The following is a 15,467-nucleotide window of genomic DNA, read 5'->3' as shown; positions in this document are numbered from 1 at the left end:
CTCAGGCGCGGCCTGCGTCGCGTCGTGCGTGTGGCGCCGGGGTATCGGCCCGGCTGTCGGGCTGCGCCGCGCCAGGCGGCCGCACGAGCGGAATCCGCACCGAGATACGCAACCCGCGCGTTTCCGTTTCATCCGCATAGGCGAGCGCAATGTCGGCACCCATCCGGTCCGCGACGATCTTCACGATCGACAGGCCGAGCCCGGAGCCGATCTGCGCGTTGCCGGGCACGCGGTAGAACGGGTCGAACACACGTTCGCGTTCGTGCGGCGCGATGCCCGGCCCGGTGTCGGCGATCGTCACGCACACGTGCGTGTCCGTGCGTTGCGTCGACAGGTCCACGCGTCCGCCCGGCGAGGTGTAGCGGATGGCGTTGTCGACCAGGTTCATCACGAGCGACACGAGTTCGAGTTCGTCGACGGGCACGTCCGTGTCCGGGCCGTCCTCGATGCCGATGTCGAGGGTTTTCGCGTCGGCGAGCGGCATCAGGTCTTCCAGCACGCGCCGATAGATCGCATGGACGGACACGTCGCCGGGCGGCGCGGCCGGCGCGCTTTGCGCCCGCGCGAGCGCAAGCAGCTGCCCGATCAGGTGGCGGCTGCGGTCGAGCCCGCCGCGCAGCGCGGCGAGCCGTGCGCGCGCATCGTCCGGCAGGTCGGCCTCGGCGAGGCGCTCGGCCTGCAGCGACATCGCCGTGAGCGGCGAGCGCAGTTCGTGCGCGGCGTCGGCGACGAAGCGGCGCTGCGCGGCGACCGACTGCGCGACGCGCTCCAGCATCCGGTTGATCGCGACGACGAACGGCCGCACCTCGACCGGCACGCGCTCGGCCGGCACCGGGCGCAGGTCGTGCTCGTCGCGGGCATCGATGCCCGCGGACAGCGCGGCCACCGGGCGGAACAGCTTGCGCACGAGATCGGCGACGAGCAGCAGCAGGATCGGGACGAGGATCAACAGCGGCAACGCGGTGCGCCACGCGCTTTCGCGTGCGACATCGTCGCGCATGCCGGCTTCCTGCGCGACCGCGATGCGCTCGCCGTTCGCGAAGGTCCGGACCATCACGCGATACGTGCTGCCGCCGGCATCGACCGTATGCAGCCCGTCGGCAAGCGTCGGCGCCAGCGCGAGCCGCGGCGTGCCGTCACTGCCCGGCTGCGGTTGCGGTGCACTGCCGAGCGGCTGCACGAACACGCGCGACAGCTCGTCGCTTTCGCGCGCGGGGCCGGTGCCGTCGGCATGGAGCGACGACGCGTGCTCGCGGTCGAGCAGCGTCGCGACCTCGCGCAGCACGTCGTCCTGCAGTTCGTGCGCTTCGTCGAATGCCGATGAAAACGCGAACGCGGCCGCGGCCGTCGCGACGACCAGGATCGCGGCCGACAGCGCGACCGACAGCCGGAAGCCGATCGACTCGCTCAGGCGCTTCTTGAAACCATCCATCCCGCACCCCTGACGTTCTTGATCACGGTGCTGCCGAGCTTGCGGCGCAGCGAATGGATCAGGAATTCGACCGCATTGCTTTCGACTTCCTCGCCCCAGCCGTACAGGCGATCCTCGAGCTCGCGCCGCGACAGGATCGCACCCGGGCGCACCAGCAGCGCGCGCAGCAGCGCGAACTCGCGATTCGACAGCGGCACCGGCGCGTGCCCGTCGACGGCGGCCTCGCGCGTCGCCGGGTCGAGCGACACGATCCCGTTACTCAACAGCGGCGCGGCCGAACCGGCCCGGCGCCGGATCGCGACGCGAATCCGCGCGAGCAGCTCGGCCATCTCGAACGGCTTCACGATGTAGTCGTCGGCGCCGCCGTCGAGGCCGGCCAGTCGATCGTCGAGCCCGTCGCGGGCGGTGACGATCAGCAGCGGCGCGCTGGCGTCCTTCGCACGGATGGCCGCCAGCACGTCGAGCCCGTCGCGGCCGGGCAGGCCGAGATCGAGCAGGACCAGGTCGTAGGGCTGCGCGGCGAACGCAGTCAACGCGCGCACGCCGTCGGTGACCCAGTCGGTGGCGTACGACGCGTCCTTCAGCGCGGCGTGGACGGCCTCGCCGATCATCGGGTCGTCTTCGACGAGCAGTATTCGCATGCGTGTTCTCCGTGCGGCGCAAACGCCGCCAGCGTATGCGATTCCCGCACGGGCGTCACGTGCGGCGGCGTGCTGCGATCCTTATTTGCCGCTGAACCGGTCGAGCGCCGCGAGCAGGTTCTTCATCGCGGCGGCCGAATCGGCCTGGGTCGGATGATCGGCGCGCAGCGCGGAGAGTGCGCGGTCGATCTCCTGGTCGACCATGTGCCAGTCGGTGGCGGCGCGCGGCTTGAGGCCGGCTTCGGCCGAGTCCCACGCGATCTCGAGATCCTTGATGCGCGTTTTCGCGCCGGGCAGGTCGCCCTTGGCGACGAGCGTGTTCACGTCGACGGCGATCGTGCGGAACGGCGACAGGTCGCCGAGCTTCGATGCGTGGGCCGCGGCAGGCGATGCGGCGGCCGAGGCAGGCACCGGAGTCGCTGCGCTTGCATCCTGCTGTTTCGAGCAGCCGGCGGCGGCGCTCAACAAGGCAATCGTGGCCGCGGCAACGGCGAGACGGGAAACGGGATGGGGGATGCGCATGGCGTGTCCTCGATTCGATGGATGGAAAGAACGGAAAGGAAAGGGCGTCATTCAGTGGTGCCGGCCTGCGTGCGCGGGCCGCTGCCGAACTGCGCGACGGCGACGAGCAGCACGATCACGGTCAGGAACAGCAGGCTCGTCCAGGCGGCGCCGAAGCCGAGCCCGCCGTAGGTGCGGGCCTGCGTGAGCAGGTCGCCGAGCGATGCGCCGAACGGGCGCGTCAGGATGTACGCGATCCAGAACGCGAGCACCGCGTTGGCACCGAGCCGCCACATCACGAACACGGCCGCGATCAAACCGCCGAAGCACAGCGCGCCGAGCGTGAAGCCGAGCCCGAGCGCCTCGGTCGCGAGATCGCCCGCGGCGGTGCCCAGCGCGAACGTGCAGAGGATCGCGGCCCAGTAGAACAGCTCGCGGCGCGGCGTGACGATCGTGTCGATCGACAGCGTGCCTTCGACGCGATGCCACACGAAGAAGATCGCGGCGAGCGCGACGGCAAACGCGGCCGTGCTCGCGTAGAGGCTGACGTTCAGGCCGTCGGTGAGCAGGTCGGTGATCTGCGTGCCGACGATGCTGACCAGCACCACCGTGAGCCAGTAGATCCACGGCACGTAGCGGCGCGTACGCAACTGCAGCCACAGCGCGATCGCGAGCAGCGACGCCATCGCGACGCGCGTGACGGTCTGGCCGAGCCCTGCGTTGACCGCGAGAAAGTCCGCGCCGGTTTCGCCGACCGTGGTCGACATGATCTTGATGATCCAGAACGACAGTGCGACGTCGGGCACCTTGTTCAGCCAGTGCGGCGAGCGATGAGCGGGCAGGGATTGCATGCGGTGCCTCCTTGGGAGTCGGGTGGTCGGCATGCAGTCTGAAACGGAAGACTTAGGCCAGCCATAGCGGGGCCGGCAGCGGTAAAAACGCGTCGTTTCGACACTTCGACGAAATGGATCGTCGAAACGTCGAAATTATCGGTCGTTTCGCATCATTCTTCGTCTTGGAACTGATTTTGCGCGTCCCTACACTGTGTTCATGGCTCAACGCCGTTCACAACACCAACCCATCATCAGGAGATAAGCGCATGAAAATCGCCATCGTCGGCGCAGGTCTGATCGGCCACACCATTGCTCACATGCTGCGTGAAACGGGCGACTACGAAGTCGTCGCGTTCGACCGTGATGCGGATGCGCTTGCGAAGCTGTCGCGCGAAGGCATCGCGACGCAACGGGTCGATTCGGCCGATGCAAACGCGATTCGCGAAGCCGTGAAGGGCTTCGATGCGCTCGTCAACGCGCTGCCTTACTACCTCGCGGTCAACGTCGCCGCCGCCGCGAAGGCTGCCGGCGTCCACTACTTCGACCTGACCGAAGACGTGCGCGCAACCCACGCGATCCGCGAACTGGCCGAAGGCTCCGACCGTGCGTTCATGCCGCAGTGCGGCCTCGCACCGGGCTTCATCGGTCTCGCCGCACACGAGCTGGTGAATGGCTTCAGCGAAGTGCGCGACGTGAAGATGCGCGTCGGCGCGCTGCCCGAGTATCCGACCAACGCGCTGAAGTACAACCTGACGTGGAGCGTCGACGGCCTGATCAACGAATACTGCCAGCCGTGCGAAGCAATCCGCGACGGTCGCAAGCAATGGGTGCAGCCGCTGGAAGGCCTCGAGCACTTCTCGCTCGACGGTACCGAATACGAAGCGTTCAACACGTCGGGTGGCCTGGGCACGCTGTGCGAGACGCTGTCGGGCAAGGTCGAGACGCTCGACTACAAGTCGGTGCGCTATCCGGGCCACCGCGATCTCGTGCAGTTCCTGCTGGAAGACCTGCGCCTGTCGACCGACCGCGACACGCTGAAGTCGATCATGCGCCGCGCGGTGCCGTCGACGAAGCAGGACGTCGTGCTCGTGTTCATCACGGTGACGGGCGTGAAGGACGGCCAGCTGGTGCAGGACGTGTTCACGCGCAAGATCTTCGCGAAGGACGTGTGCGGGATGCACATGAGCGCGATCCAGATCACGACGGCCGGCGCGATGTGCGCGGTGCTGGATCTGTTCCGCGAAAAGAAGCTGCCGCAGAGCGGTTTCATCCCGCAGGAAAAGGTGTCGCTGAAGGCGTTCCTGTCGAACCGCTTCGGCAAGCTGTACGAAGGCGGCACGATGGAGCGCGTGCACGAAGTAGCCTGACCACCTGTCAGCCTCTGGCACGAGGGCCGTACGACGCCGGGAGCGCAACAGCGCTTCCGGCGTTGTTTTTTGCGGGTGACGAAAAAGAGCGGCTGGTCACGCCGGCAGCGGCGGGACGATCGTGGCCGCGAGCGGAGGCGGCGCGATGCGGTACAGCAGCGCCTCGACGTCGGTGTCGGAGGGCGCGGTGTTGTCGAACATCACGATGCCGTCGCATTCGTGGCCGGTCGGCACGAAGCGGCGCTGCCGGTATTCATCCCAGTGCGCGAGCTTGTACGCATCGTTCGGGTTGCCGCGCGCGACGATCCGCTGGTGCGCGACGTCTTCCGACGTGTGGACCCAGACGACCGTCAGCGTGACGTCGGGCGCGATGCCGAGCCAGGCGCGATCGAGAATGCGGCGATCGCGCACTTCGCGCGACAGCGGGCCGACCACGAGCGCGCCGATGCCGAGCGCAAGATTTTCACGGGCCGTGTCGAGCAGTCCTTGATATTCGGGATCGCGCAGGTGCTTCAGGTAGAGCGGGCTGTCGCGGTCGTTCGGATCCTCGGTGAGCGCACCCATCGCGGCCGAGCTGTAGCGGCCGTACAGCGTGTCCTTGTCGAGCAGGCAGAAGGCCTCGCCGGTCGCGCGCATCAGCGGCCCGATGAGCCGCTTCGCGAGCGTGGTCTTGCCGGTGCCGGCGTGACCGCAGAAGAACACCAGATGCGTCACGAAGCCTTGCCCCCCGAGCGCGGGCCCGACGCGCCGTTGCGCTTGTCGCCGCGCGAGAAGACTTCCGCTTCCAGCCACATCGCGTTGATGATGCCGAAGCCGAGCGCCACGCCGATGCCGAGTATCCACGAGAAATACCACATGGGTCTGTCTCCTTGACGGTTGGGCCGCACGGCCGTGCGGCTGGGGGGGCCGAAGTGTCCGGGTGCGCATGCTGCGGCGCACGCAGCCCGATCATGACCAATATCGCCGAGCCGCGCAAGCCGGGCCGCCCGCGCAGCAAACCGGTAAACTGATGCGCAAACCGCAACGTCACGAACACCATGCTGATCAACTGTGCTGCATACCAGGACGGCCGCAAGCTGGCCGACATCGATATCGACGCCATCAGCGACTACGTGTCGAAGCCCGAGTGCTTCGTGTGGGTCGCGCTGAAGGATCCGACGCCCGAGGAACTCGACCTGATGGGCGAGGAATTCGGGCTGCACGAACTGGCGCTCGAGGATGCTCGCAAGGGGCATCAGCGGCCGAAGATCGAGGAGTACGGCGATTCGCTGTTCGCGGTGCTGCATACGGTCGAGCTGGACGACGAGGATGAATTCAAGGTCGGCGAGTTGAACGTGTTCGTCGGCCCGAATTACGTGCTGTCGATCCGCAACCATACCGAGCACGATTTTCGCGACGTGCGCAAGCGCTGCGAGCGCGAGCCGCATCTGCTCCAGGAAGGTTCGGCATTCGTGTTCTATGCGCTGATGGATCAGGTCGTCGACCGCTATTTCCCGATCCTCGAAACGCTCGGCACCGAGCTCGAGCAGCTTGAGGACCGCATCTTCGCGAAGGCCACGCCCGCCTCGTCGCGCGCGATCATCGAGGATCTCTATTCGCTGAAGCGCCGGCTCGTGATGCTGTACCAGCACACGGCGCCGCTGCTCGAGCCGCTGGCGAAGCTCACCGGCGGGCGCATTCCGCAAGTCTGCAGCGGCATGGAGCCGTACTTTCGCGACGTGTACGACCATCTGCAGCGGATCGTGAAGACGATCGAAGGACGGCGCGAGATGGTGGTCACGGCGATCCAGGTCAACCTCGGGATGATCTCGCTGGCCGAGAACGAGGTGACGAAGCGGCTCGGCTCGTTCGCCGCGCTGTTCGCGATCCCGACGATGATCGCCGGCATCTACGGGATGAACTTCGCGAACATGCCCGAACTGCACCTGAAATACGGCTTCTACGGCTGTATCGGCGTGATGGTCGTGGCCGACTTCGCGTTGTGGTGGCGCTTCAAGCGGGCAGGGTGGCTGTAGTCCCGCGTCACGCGTGGGGCGGCGCATGCTTGCCGACCACGACGCGCCACGGACGCACGCGCCACGATTTCACGAGGCCGTTCTGCACATACGGATCGGCGCGCGCGAACGACTCGGCCGCCTCCGGTGAATCGCCTTCGAACACGAGCACGGCCTGGTCGGCCGGGTCCGACAGCGCGCCGGCGAGCACGAGTTCGCCGCGCTCGGTCGCAGCCTGCGCAAGCGCGAGGTGCTGGGCGCGGAACGGTTCGCGACGGGACAGGTAATCGTCGACGAGTTCGTAGGTCAACTGGTAATGCATGGCGGCTCCGGGAAGAATCGCGGCGGCCGGTGCGTCAGCGCGCCGTCAGTCAGTTTGCTGCGGGCAGTATAGGGCACGCGGAGGGCGGCGACACGACGCGGAGGGCGGCGCGTTTCAGTGGTCGAAAATGCAACTAACGGTCTAAGCATCGCTCGCCTTGAAATCCCGGCCGCAACGCGCTTTCCATGCAGCCTAGGTCTACAGGCCGCGGGCGGGGAGGATCCCTACGCCTTGTAGCCGATCGTGCGCAGCAGATCCTTGCGCCAGCGGATGTCGTCGTCATTTTCGACCCCGAGCGGCCCGAAGCCGTCGACGACGCCGACGATCCCGCGTCCTTGCGCGGTTTCCGCGACGATCACCTCGGTCGGGTTCGCGCTCGCGCAATAGATCCGGCAGACCTCCGGCACGGCCTTGATCGCGTTGAGTACGTTGACGGGGAAGAATCCGTCGCCGAGGAACACGATGAACGCGTGACCGGCGCCGATCGCGCCGGCGTTGCGGCAGGCGAGGTCGACGAGCGCCGCATCGGTGCCGGAGTCGCGCACCAGCCGCTTGCCCGACGCCTCGCAGAAGGCGAGCCCGAAGCGGATGCCGGGCACGGTGCCGACGAGCGCCTCGTGGATGTCCTCGACGGATTTGATGAAATGCGACTGGCCGAGGATGAAGTTCACGGTCTCGGGCTTGTCGACGGCAACGGTTTGCAGTTGCAGCATGGCGGACCTCGTCTCGCGATGCGGCGCGTGGGCCGCAATGGGCGCTTCAAGCTTAGTACGCTGCAGCCGGCGACGAAAGCGGCGCGGGCGGCCTATCCTTCGTTGTGTGTGGCGCGCGCTGCGCGAAGGCAATGGAGGGCGACATGGACGTGCGACAAGGCTTCGTCGATTGCGTGGGGCGCACGCCGCTGATTCGCTTGGCGAAGCTCAGCGCCGAGACGGGCTGCGAGATCCTGGGCAAGGCGGAATTCATGAATCCGGGCGGGTCGGTGAAAGACCGCGCGGCACTCTACATCATCCGCGACGCCGAGCGGCGTGGCGTGCTGCAGCCGGGCGGCACCGTGGTCGAGGGCACGGCGGGCAACACCGGCATCGGCCTGGCGCATATCTGCGCGGCGCGCGGCTATCGCTGCGTGATCGTGATTCCCGACACGCAATCGCCGGACAAGATGGCGATCCTGCGCACGCTCGGCGCAGAGGTGCGCCCGGTGCCGGCGGCGCCCTACCGTGACCCGAACAACTATCAGAAGATTGCCGGGCGGCTCGCGGACGAACTCGACAACGCGGTGTGGGCCAACCAGTTCGACAACGTCGTCAATCGCCAGGCGCACTACGAGACGACCGGCCCCGAGATCTGGCGCGATACGGCGGGCACGATCGATGCGTTCGTGTGCGCGACCGGGACGGGCGGCACGCTGGCCGGCGTGAGCCGTTATCTGAAAGAGCAGAAGCCGGACGTCCGGATCGTGCTGGCCGACCCGCACGGCAGCGGGCTCTACGGGTACGTGAAGACGGGCGACCTCGGCGCGGAGGGCAGCTCGATCACCGAAGGCATCGGATCGACGCGTGTCACGATGAACCTTGCGGACACGCCGATCGACGATGCCGTGCGGATCGACGATCAGCAGTGCGTGACGATGGTCTACCGGCTGCTGCGCGAGGAGGGGCTGTACGTCGGCGGATCGAGCGGCATCAACGTCGCGGCGGCGGTCTGGCTGGCCCGCCGGATGGGCCCGGGGCACACGATCGTGACCTTGCTGTGCGACCGTGGCGACATCTATCGCACGCGGCTGTTCAGTCGGGAATGGCTACGTGACAAGGGACTGGATCCGGGGGACTGAACCCGTGTGTCGAGTCGGTGCGAAGCGCGGGAGCGGTGAGGTTTTCCATCCGCCGGAATGCGACCTATGCTGAACGAATCCGGTGCGAACGCCGTTCGCCCGTTTCGCCAAGACGAGGTGTGCCATGCCTGTATCAGCCACCCTGCAGGATTGCCTGCGTCAGAAGTCATCGCGGTACGAAGTGGTGTACCACCCCTATAGCCATACGAGCATGGAGACGGCTGCCGCCGCGCATATTCCCGGCGATCGCCTCGCGAAAACCGTGCTCCTCGAAGACGACGAAGGCTACGTCGCCGCCGTATTGCCGACCACGCACGCCGTGCGCCTGTCGGATCTCTGGGTGAAGACGGGACGCCATCTCGTGCTCGCCCGGGAGGTCGAGTTGCGCGAGCTGTTCAAGGATTGCGACATGGGCGCGTTGCCGCCGGTGTGCATGGCGTACGGCATGAAGACGTTTCTCGAGGAACGTCTCGCGCAGCAGCCGGAAGTCTATTTCGAGGCCGGCGATCACGAAGCGCTGATCCACATGATGCAGGACGAATTCCTGATGCTGATGGAGACGGCCGAGCGCGCGCATTTCTCGCACAAGATGCAGGGCATGCACTCCTGACGCGCGCGGTGCAAGGGCGCTGGTCAGTGCGTGTCTGACACGGCCGCGTATCGAGGCGGCAAGTGGTCGGGCGATATTTAATTCGATATGCGAAATTGTTTGCGGAGTTTCGTCGAGTGCCAGGCCATCATGAAAATTGCATGGCATTGCAGATCAAATTTCCGGATATCCGCAGGGTTTCGGGCGTTCCGAGGGCGCGGTGTCGGCCGGTTCGAGTCAGTTGATCAAGCGTATCCGACGACCGATGCGGGGAGGGGCGTATTCTGCCGGTCGCTTCCGGCGCAGCCCATTTTGGTGCGGTGCGGGAAATATGCCGATATTTATGTCGAAACAGATTAATATCCGTTTTCGCATATATCCATACAATTCAATTACCGTTTTTATAATAAAAGGTTGGTTTGTGCTTACCGGAATATTATTTGAATAAACCCTCCAAACTTTGTATTCGGGCATCAAATAAAGTTTGACGTCAAAATTTTTTCCTTGCTATTGTCTGCACCCAAGTGAACGGCGCCATTGACATCACCGTGTAACGGACGGCGGGTCGTCATACGAAATGTAAGGTGCCGCCCGCTCAGCTGACAATTGCCTGAACGTGCTGGCGCGTTTTTTTCGGTGCATAACCGGGCCGCGCCGGCCGGAACGATTCCTTGAAAAAGAATGAATTGGCATTCGAATTGAATTCTTTCAATTCGGATTGCTAATTGAATTTGAAATGAAATGTTCGGATTGATGCGGTGGCGATGCCGACCAGGCTTCGCCGCCGGCAGCGATCCGAAACTGGGCGAATCGCTTGGGGGATGGATAGTGGGCATGAAAGTCGAAGAACGTCTGGCTACGTCGAACAGCGGACTGGCTACGCTGGGCCGTCCGCGAGAGTTCGGCAAGAAGCAACAGAATCCGGTACGCCGGTTCGGCGGCATCGGAATCGTCCTGGTGCTGCATGTCGTGCTGATCTACGCGCTGCTCAACGGACTCGCGACGAAAGTCGTGCAGGTGATCCAGCACCCGATCGAAACCCGCATCATCGAGCCGGTCAAGCCGCCGCCGCCTCCGCCGATGCCCGTGGTCAAGCTCCCGCCGCCGAAATTCGCGCCGCCGCCGCCGCCGTTCGTCCCGCCGCCGGAGGTGCCGGTGCAGGCGCCGCCGCAGGCGACGATCACGCATCAGTCGGCCCCGGTACCGTCCGCACCCGCCGTGCAGGCGCCGGTCGTGGCGCCTCCCGCGCCGGCCAAGCCCGTCAGCCATGACGTGGGGGTGGTCTGCCCGAATTCGGACACGCTTCGCGCGTCGATCCAGTATCCGAAAGAGGCGCAGGAAAACAACATCACCGGCGACGTGACGATCGAGTTCGTCGTGGATGCGGAAGGGAACATCACGAACGAGCGTGTGGCGCAGTCGGCTGATCCGATCCTCGATCGTGCTGCCTTCAACACCGTGAAGCGCTTCAAGTGCGTCGCGCAGGGCCAGTCGGTACGGGTCCAGGTTCCGTTTTCGTTCAATCTGAATTGATGCAGTGGGCGGCCCGGCGCGATCCGGGCCGGAAAAACCATCTCGAACTGACGTGCTAAGTTCACCGAAATAACTGGAGTGGGGTATGACGAAGCGTTCACTGGCCGCGCTGGCGGCAAGCATCCTGATGTCCGTCGCCGCAATCGACGGGTTCGTTGCACCGCAGCTCGCCCACGCGCAGGCAAGCGGCGCGGCCGGCACGTCGGCGCAGGCCGCGGCGCCGTCGGCCGCGCCGGCCCCTGCCGCCGAGCCGGCTCCGCCGCCCGCGCCGGCTACGACGGAAGCGGTCGAGAATCCGTACGGGCTTGGTGCGCTATGGAAGAACGGCGATTTCGTCGCCCGTTTCGTGCTGATCCTGCTGGTGATCATGTCGATGGGCAGCTGGTACATCATGATCACGAAGTTCCTGGAACAACTGCGGGCCAATCGCCGCGCGAAGCTGGCGGACGCACAGCTCTGGACCGCGCCGTCGCTCGCCGAGGGCGCCAAGCTGCTCGACGAGGCGTCGCCGTTCCGGTTCATCGCCGAAACGGCGATCGAGGCCGGCGAGCATCATGAAGACGCGCTGCTGGAAGCAGTGGACCGCAACACGTGGATCGACGTGTCGGTCGAGCGCTCGATCACGAACGTGTCGAACCGGATGCAGGACGGGCTCGCGTTCCTGGCCACGGTGGGCTCCACCGCGCCGTTCGTCGGGCTGTTCGGCACCGTCTGGGGGATCTATCACGCGCTGACGGCCATCGGCATCGCCGGGCAGGCGTCGATCGACAAGGTCGCGGGCCCGGTGGGCGAGGCGCTCATCATGACCGCGATCGGCCTCGCCGTCGCCGTGCCGGCGGTGCTCGGCTACAACTTCCTGGTCCGGCGCAACAAGTCGGTGATGGAGCGGGTGCGCAACTTCGGCGCGCAGCTGCATACCGTGCTGCTGGCCGGCAATCGGCGCCCGGTACGCGCGTCGTCGTCGTCGCCGGCCGCGGCGTCGCTCGCGAACTGATCGGCTGACGGAGACGCGCGATGGCCATGAACGTCGGGCAGGACGATAGCGACGAGGTGATCGCCAACATCAACACGACGCCGCTCGTCGACGTGATGCTGGTGTTGCTGATCATCTTCCTGATCACGATTCCGGTCGTGACGCACACGATCCAGCTTCAGTTGCCGAAGGAGACGGTGCAGCCGCTGCAGACGACGCCGAAGAGCATCGAGATCGCGGTGAACCGCGATGGCGATTTCTTCTGGGGCGAGCAGCTGGTGGATGCCACGACCCTGCTCGCGAAGCTGAAGAGCGTGTCGCAGCAGCAGCCGCAGCCGAGCGTCCACGTGCGGGGCGATCAGAACACGCGTTATGAGTTCATCGGCCGGGTGGTCACGATGTGCGAGCGCGCGGGGATTGCGAAGCTGTCGTTCATTACGGAGCCGCCGGCGCGCGGGGGATAGTCGCGCAGCGGAATCGGGGGAACGGGGGGCCGGCGGCAAGTGGTGGAGCGCTGACGCTGGTCGACCGGGAAGCTTGGGATCCAAGTAAGCGCTGAAGCGCTAACGTGGGTCGATCGCGAAGCATGGGGCCAGCGTAAGCGCTGAAGCGCTAACGCTGGATCGACCGCGAAGCATGGGATCCACGTAAGCGCTAAAGCGCTAACGTGGATCGACCGCGAAGCATGGGACCCACGTAAGCGCTAAAGCGCTAACGTGGGTCGACAGGAGTTCGACGATGGGAATGAATGTGCCTTCGGGCGGAAGCAATGCCGAACCGGAAGTGATGGTCGATATCAACACCACGCCGCTGATCGACGTGATGCTGGTGTTGCTGATCATGCTGATCATCACGATCCCGATTCAGATGCATTCGGTGAAGATGGACCTGCCGGTGGGTAATCCGCCGCCGCCGGCCACGCCGCCGGAAATCGTGCAGATCGACATCGACTTCGACGGCACGACGACATGGAACGGCGCGCCGGTGCCGGACCGCGCGGCGCTCGAGTCGAAACTGACCCAGGTGGCAGCGGAACCCGTGCAGGCGGAGATTCATCTGCGTCCCAACAAGCTGGTGCCGTACAAGGACGTGGCCGCCGTGCTCGCCTCCGCGCAACGCGTGGGCGCGACCAAGATCGGCCTGATCGGTAACGAACAGTTCATGCAATGACGACACGGACGAGCCGATGAACCAGCGACGATGGAAACGGATGATGGCGGTGACGGCGCTCGGCGCGGCGGCCCTGCTCGGACGCCCGGCGCTACCGGCGGACGCGCTGCGGCCGGACGTGGCGAAACCGCTGGCGGCCGCGCAGGAGCTGTACCGCGCGCACAAGTATCGCGACGCGCTGGGCAAGATCGCGCAGGCGGCTGCCGTGCCGAACCGGACGCCGTACGAAACCACCGTCGTGGAGGAAATGCGCGGCGCGGCAGCGATGGCGGCCGGCGATTCGGGTACGGCCGCGCAGGCGTACGAGAGCGTGCTGAACTTGGGGCGGCTCTCGGGCGACGACGAGCAGCGAACCACGGCGACGCTGGCGGGCATCTACTTCCAGCAGAAGAACTACCCGCTGGCGATCCGCGTCGCGCAGCGCTACCTGAAGGCGGGTGGCTCGGATCCGGAAATGCGCACGCTGCTCACGCAGTCTTACTACCTGTCGAACGATTGCGCGCCGCTCGTGAACCAGTTGAAAGCGAGTACCGACGCGCAGGCGAATGGCGGACACGCACCGGATGAAGGGCAGTTGCAGATGCTGGCGACCTGCGCGCAGAAAGTGAAGGACGGCAACGCGTATCGCGGTGCGCTCGGGCTGCTGGTGGCTTATCACCCGAGCCCCGCGTACTGGGACGAAATGGTCACGGCCATTCGCGGCAACCCCGGGTATCTGCCGTCGCTCGACCTCGACATCTACCGGTTGCGGCGGGCGACGGGCTCGCTCACGACCGCCAACGCATACATGGAAATGACGCAGCTCGCGCTGGTGGCGGGCTCGCCCGCCGAGGGCAAGCAGGTGATCGACCAGGGGTTCGCATCCGGCGTACTCGGCAAGGACGCGCAGGCGGATCGCGAGAAGCGGCTGCAGACGCTCGCGGCGAAGCGCGCGCAATCGGGCGGAGACGCCACGACGCCGGCAGCGCCGATCGACGCAGGCATGAACCTCGTCTTCGAGGGCCATGCACAACAAGGGCTGCCGATGATGGAGCAGGCGATCGCGAAGGGCGGGCTCGAGCATCCCGACGCGGCGCGGCTGCGGCTCGGCGAGGCGTATTACGTGGCCGGCCAGAAAGCGCGTGCGCTCCAGGTGCTGCGCACGGTCAAGGGCACCGACGGTTCCGGTGATCTGGCACGGCTCTGGGCGGTGGTGGCCTCCCGGTAGCGCAACGGACGTGCACGGCCGCGCGCAACGCTGGCGGTCGGAAAGCGGTGTGCCGCCGCGATCGCACGGATGCACGACGGGCAGGTCAGCCGATGAAAAGGGGCAACCTTGTTAATTAGTAAGCCGAATGAAATGGGCGAGCGCTGCGCGGCCGCACGGCGCGAGTGCGTTGCCGCACCGCGCGTGGCTTGCACGTCGCGACAGCGTGCAGCGGGGGATCGCGCCGGGCCGGTCGTGTCACGGCATCGGTCGCGGCTTGACGACATCAAACCGATTTCGACTGCGAGGGACCGTCTTTCCATGGTTTTGCCCCCTGATGAGTCGGTGCTCGTCGCCGTGTCGCTCGGCAACAAGATCCGGGCGCTGCGCCAGCGCCTGAAACTCACGCTCGACGAAACGTCGACGATCGCCGGCATTTCGAAGCCGTTCCTGTCGCAGGTCGAGCGCGGGCGGGCGACGCCGTCGATCACGTCGCTGGTGCGGATCGCGAAGGCGCTGGGCGTGACGATGCAGTACTTCATCGACACGCCGACGGAAGCGCGCTCGGTATGCCGCGGCAACGCGCTGCAGTATTTCCAGTTCACGAACTCGGCCAGCCGGTTCGCCAGGCTGACGAACCTGGTGGACGGCCGCAAGCTCGACGCGATTCTCGTCCGGATGCCGGCGGGGCAGTTGTCGTCCGAGATGACGACGCACGCGGGCGAGGAGTTCGTCTACGTGTTGCGCGGGCAGGTGGCGCTGACGCTCGAGGATTGCACGTTCACGCTGAACGAGGGCGATACCGCGCATTACGAATCGACGATGCCGCATGCGTGGCGCAACACGGCCGACGAAGAGGCGGTGATCGTCTGGGTCGGCACGCCGAGGCTGTTCTAGCGAAGGCGGCCGGCAGGAAGGAGAAGTACCCGGTCGACGGAAGAGGGGGCGCGGTACGGCGCATGCACAGGTTCGCGTTGTACGGAATCCGCTGCCCGTCGAGCCGGGAAGAAGCAGGCAATGCGCTCAATGTAGGTGTTTAGTATGACGAATCAAAATAGAACAAGACGGTGATGCCGAATGGCGCTGGTGCTA

General features: G+C 65.8%; 18 protein-coding genes. 10 read left to right on the top strand and 8 right to left on the bottom strand.

Annotated features, from left to right (window positions below; genetic code table 11):
• Nucleotide 1 precedes the first annotated feature (1 nt).
• From CFB39_RS09540 to CFB39_RS09525, 4 genes are all read right to left on the bottom strand, one after another.
• Nucleotides 2–1,432, bottom strand: a complete 1,431-nt coding sequence (locus CFB39_RS09540) for a HAMP domain-containing sensor histidine kinase (RefSeq protein WP_089472873.1) — start codon at nucleotides 1,430–1,432, stop codon at nucleotides 2–4.
• Nucleotides 1,408–2,073 (bottom strand): response regulator transcription factor, encoded by a 666-nt coding sequence (locus CFB39_RS09535; RefSeq protein ID WP_089440160.1) that lies wholly within the window; start codon nucleotides 2,071–2,073, stop codon nucleotides 1,408–1,410. The genes CFB39_RS09540 and CFB39_RS09535 overlap by 25 nt, the downstream gene beginning before the upstream one ends.
• A gap of 81 nt (nucleotides 2,074–2,154) precedes the next feature.
• Nucleotides 2,155–2,595, bottom strand: coding sequence for a hypothetical protein (locus CFB39_RS09530; protein ID WP_089472872.1), 441 nt, complete (start codon nucleotides 2,593–2,595; stop codon nucleotides 2,155–2,157).
• A 47-nt stretch (nucleotides 2,596–2,642) separates the two neighbouring features.
• A complete protein-coding gene (locus tag CFB39_RS09525; RefSeq protein WP_089472871.1) occupies nucleotides 2,643–3,425 on the bottom strand; it encodes a hypothetical protein in 783 nt (260 codons plus the stop codon).
• Between the two features lie 248 nt (nucleotides 3,426–3,673).
• Between CFB39_RS09525 and CFB39_RS09520 the strand changes: the two genes are divergently transcribed.
• Complete coding sequence (locus CFB39_RS09520; RefSeq protein ID WP_039357959.1) at nucleotides 3,674–4,774, top strand: saccharopine dehydrogenase family protein; 1,101 nt, start codon at nucleotides 3,674–3,676, stop codon at nucleotides 4,772–4,774.
• 96 nt (nucleotides 4,775–4,870) lie between these two features.
• On the opposite strand, the gene CFB39_RS09515 is transcribed toward CFB39_RS09520, so the two are convergent.
• Complete coding sequence (locus CFB39_RS09515) at nucleotides 4,871–5,488, bottom strand: ATP-binding protein (RefSeq protein ID WP_089472870.1); 618 nt, start codon at nucleotides 5,486–5,488, stop codon at nucleotides 4,871–4,873.
• Nucleotides 5,485–5,631, bottom strand: coding sequence for a cytochrome bd-I oxidase subunit CydX (gene cydX / locus CFB39_RS09510; protein ID WP_089472869.1), 147 nt, complete (start codon nucleotides 5,629–5,631; stop codon nucleotides 5,485–5,487). The genes CFB39_RS09515 and cydX overlap by 4 nt, the downstream gene beginning before the upstream one ends.
• 180 nt (nucleotides 5,632–5,811) lie before the next feature.
• Here cydX and corA point away from each other — a divergent pair, with 180 nt between their 5' ends.
• Nucleotides 5,812–6,789 carry a magnesium/cobalt transporter CorA gene (gene corA / locus CFB39_RS09505; RefSeq protein ID WP_089472868.1) on the top strand — a complete coding sequence of 326 codons (978 nt, stop codon included), beginning with the start codon at nucleotides 5,812–5,814 and terminating at the stop codon, nucleotides 6,787–6,789.
• 7 nt (nucleotides 6,790–6,796) lie between these two features.
• On the opposite strand, the gene CFB39_RS09500 is transcribed toward corA, so the two are convergent.
• Nucleotides 6,797–7,090, bottom strand: coding sequence for a YciI-like protein (locus tag CFB39_RS09500; protein ID WP_089472867.1), 294 nt, complete (start codon nucleotides 7,088–7,090; stop codon nucleotides 6,797–6,799).
• 224 nt (nucleotides 7,091–7,314) lie between these two features.
• Nucleotides 7,315–7,803: an adenosine-specific kinase gene (locus tag CFB39_RS09495; protein WP_089472866.1), complete on the bottom strand. Its 489-nt coding sequence runs from the start codon at nucleotides 7,801–7,803 to the stop codon at nucleotides 7,315–7,317.
• 143 nt (nucleotides 7,804–7,946) lie between these two features.
• Here CFB39_RS09495 and CFB39_RS09490 point away from each other — a divergent pair, with 143 nt between their 5' ends.
• The 8 genes from CFB39_RS09490 (at nucleotide 7,947) to CFB39_RS09455 (ending at nucleotide 15,272) form a co-directional block, all read left to right on the top strand.
• Nucleotides 7,947–8,924, top strand: coding sequence for a cysteine synthase A (locus CFB39_RS09490; RefSeq protein WP_089472865.1), 978 nt, complete (start codon nucleotides 7,947–7,949; stop codon nucleotides 8,922–8,924).
• Between the two features lie 124 nt (nucleotides 8,925–9,048).
• On the top strand, nucleotides 9,049–9,534 hold the full coding sequence (locus CFB39_RS09485; protein ID WP_031401741.1) for an aminoacyl-tRNA deacylase: 486 nt from the start codon (nucleotides 9,049–9,051) through the stop codon (nucleotides 9,532–9,534).
• Nucleotides 9,535–10,347: 813 nt separating this feature from the next.
• Complete coding sequence (locus tag CFB39_RS09480; RefSeq protein ID WP_089472864.1) at nucleotides 10,348–11,046, top strand: energy transducer TonB; 699 nt, start codon at nucleotides 10,348–10,350, stop codon at nucleotides 11,044–11,046.
• Nucleotides 11,047–11,131: 85 nt separating this feature from the next.
• On the top strand, nucleotides 11,132–12,040 hold the full coding sequence (locus CFB39_RS09475) for a MotA/TolQ/ExbB proton channel family protein (RefSeq protein WP_089472863.1): 909 nt from the start codon (nucleotides 11,132–11,134) through the stop codon (nucleotides 12,038–12,040).
• 20 nt (nucleotides 12,041–12,060) lie between these two features.
• The gene (locus CFB39_RS09470) at nucleotides 12,061–12,483 is read left to right on the top strand and encodes a biopolymer transporter ExbD (protein ID WP_089472862.1); all 423 of its coding nucleotides are present in this window, start codon (nucleotides 12,061–12,063) and stop codon (nucleotides 12,481–12,483) included.
• A 274-nt stretch (nucleotides 12,484–12,757) separates the two neighbouring features.
• Entirely contained in the window at nucleotides 12,758–13,189 is a 432-nt protein-coding gene (locus CFB39_RS09465; protein WP_011352157.1) for a biopolymer transporter ExbD, read from the top strand.
• Between the two features lie 16 nt (nucleotides 13,190–13,205).
• Nucleotides 13,206–14,396 carry a tetratricopeptide repeat protein gene (locus tag CFB39_RS09460; protein WP_089472861.1) on the top strand — a complete coding sequence of 397 codons (1,191 nt, stop codon included), beginning with the start codon at nucleotides 13,206–13,208 and terminating at the stop codon, nucleotides 14,394–14,396.
• A gap of 300 nt (nucleotides 14,397–14,696) precedes the next feature.
• Nucleotides 14,697–15,272, top strand: a complete 576-nt coding sequence (locus tag CFB39_RS09455; protein WP_027787334.1) for a helix-turn-helix domain-containing protein — start codon at nucleotides 14,697–14,699, stop codon at nucleotides 15,270–15,272.
• The last annotated feature ends 195 nt before the right edge of the window (nucleotides 15,273–15,467 follow it).

The sequence above is a fragment of the Burkholderia sp. AU6039 genome (genome assembly GCF_002223365.1).
Classification (GTDB): Bacteria; Pseudomonadota; Gammaproteobacteria; order Burkholderiales; family Burkholderiaceae; genus Burkholderia.
Note: the sequence above shows the minus strand (reverse complement) of the source record. Positions and strands in the feature narration are given on the sequence as shown.

What these genes read in the sequence shown, in the direction of transcription:
- CFB39_RS09475 (WP_089472863.1), top strand. Translation starts at nt 11,132, where the DNA reads ATGACGAAGCGTTCACTGGCCGCGCTGGCGGCAAGCATCCTGATGTCC.
- CFB39_RS09465 (WP_011352157.1), top strand. Translation starts at nt 12,758, where the DNA reads ATGGGAATGAATGTGCCTTCGGGCGGAAGCAATGCCGAACCGGAAGTG.
- CFB39_RS09455 (WP_027787334.1), top strand. Translation starts at nt 14,697, where the DNA reads ATGGTTTTGCCCCCTGATGAGTCGGTGCTCGTCGCCGTGTCGCTCGGC.
- CFB39_RS09535 (WP_089440160.1), bottom strand. Translation starts at nt 2,073, where the DNA reads ATGCGAATACTGCTCGTCGAAGACGACCCGATGATCGGCGAGGCCGTC.
- CFB39_RS09490 (WP_089472865.1), top strand. Translation starts at nt 7,947, where the DNA reads ATGGACGTGCGACAAGGCTTCGTCGATTGCGTGGGGCGCACGCCGCTG.
- CFB39_RS09470 (WP_089472862.1), top strand. Translation starts at nt 12,061, where the DNA reads ATGGCCATGAACGTCGGGCAGGACGATAGCGACGAGGTGATCGCCAAC.
- CFB39_RS09480 (WP_089472864.1), top strand. Translation starts at nt 10,348, where the DNA reads ATGAAAGTCGAAGAACGTCTGGCTACGTCGAACAGCGGACTGGCTACG.
- cydX (WP_089472869.1), bottom strand. Translation starts at nt 5,631, where the DNA reads ATGTGGTATTTCTCGTGGATACTCGGCATCGGCGTGGCGCTCGGCTTC.
- CFB39_RS09495 (WP_089472866.1), bottom strand. Translation starts at nt 7,803, where the DNA reads ATGCTGCAACTGCAAACCGTTGCCGTCGACAAGCCCGAGACCGTGAAC.
- CFB39_RS09485 (WP_031401741.1), top strand. Translation starts at nt 9,049, where the DNA reads ATGCCTGTATCAGCCACCCTGCAGGATTGCCTGCGTCAGAAGTCATCG.
- CFB39_RS09525 (WP_089472871.1), bottom strand. Translation starts at nt 3,425, where the DNA reads ATGCAATCCCTGCCCGCTCATCGCTCGCCGCACTGGCTGAACAAGGTG.
- CFB39_RS09460 (WP_089472861.1), top strand. Translation starts at nt 13,206, where the DNA reads ATGAACCAGCGACGATGGAAACGGATGATGGCGGTGACGGCGCTCGGC.
- CFB39_RS09530 (WP_089472872.1), bottom strand. Translation starts at nt 2,595, where the DNA reads ATGCGCATCCCCCATCCCGTTTCCCGTCTCGCCGTTGCCGCGGCCACG.
- corA (WP_089472868.1), top strand. Translation starts at nt 5,812, where the DNA reads ATGCTGATCAACTGTGCTGCATACCAGGACGGCCGCAAGCTGGCCGAC.
- CFB39_RS09500 (WP_089472867.1), bottom strand. Translation starts at nt 7,090, where the DNA reads ATGCATTACCAGTTGACCTACGAACTCGTCGACGATTACCTGTCCCGT.
- CFB39_RS09520 (WP_039357959.1), top strand. Translation starts at nt 3,674, where the DNA reads ATGAAAATCGCCATCGTCGGCGCAGGTCTGATCGGCCACACCATTGCT.
- CFB39_RS09540 (WP_089472873.1), bottom strand. Translation starts at nt 1,432, where the DNA reads ATGGATGGTTTCAAGAAGCGCCTGAGCGAGTCGATCGGCTTCCGGCTG.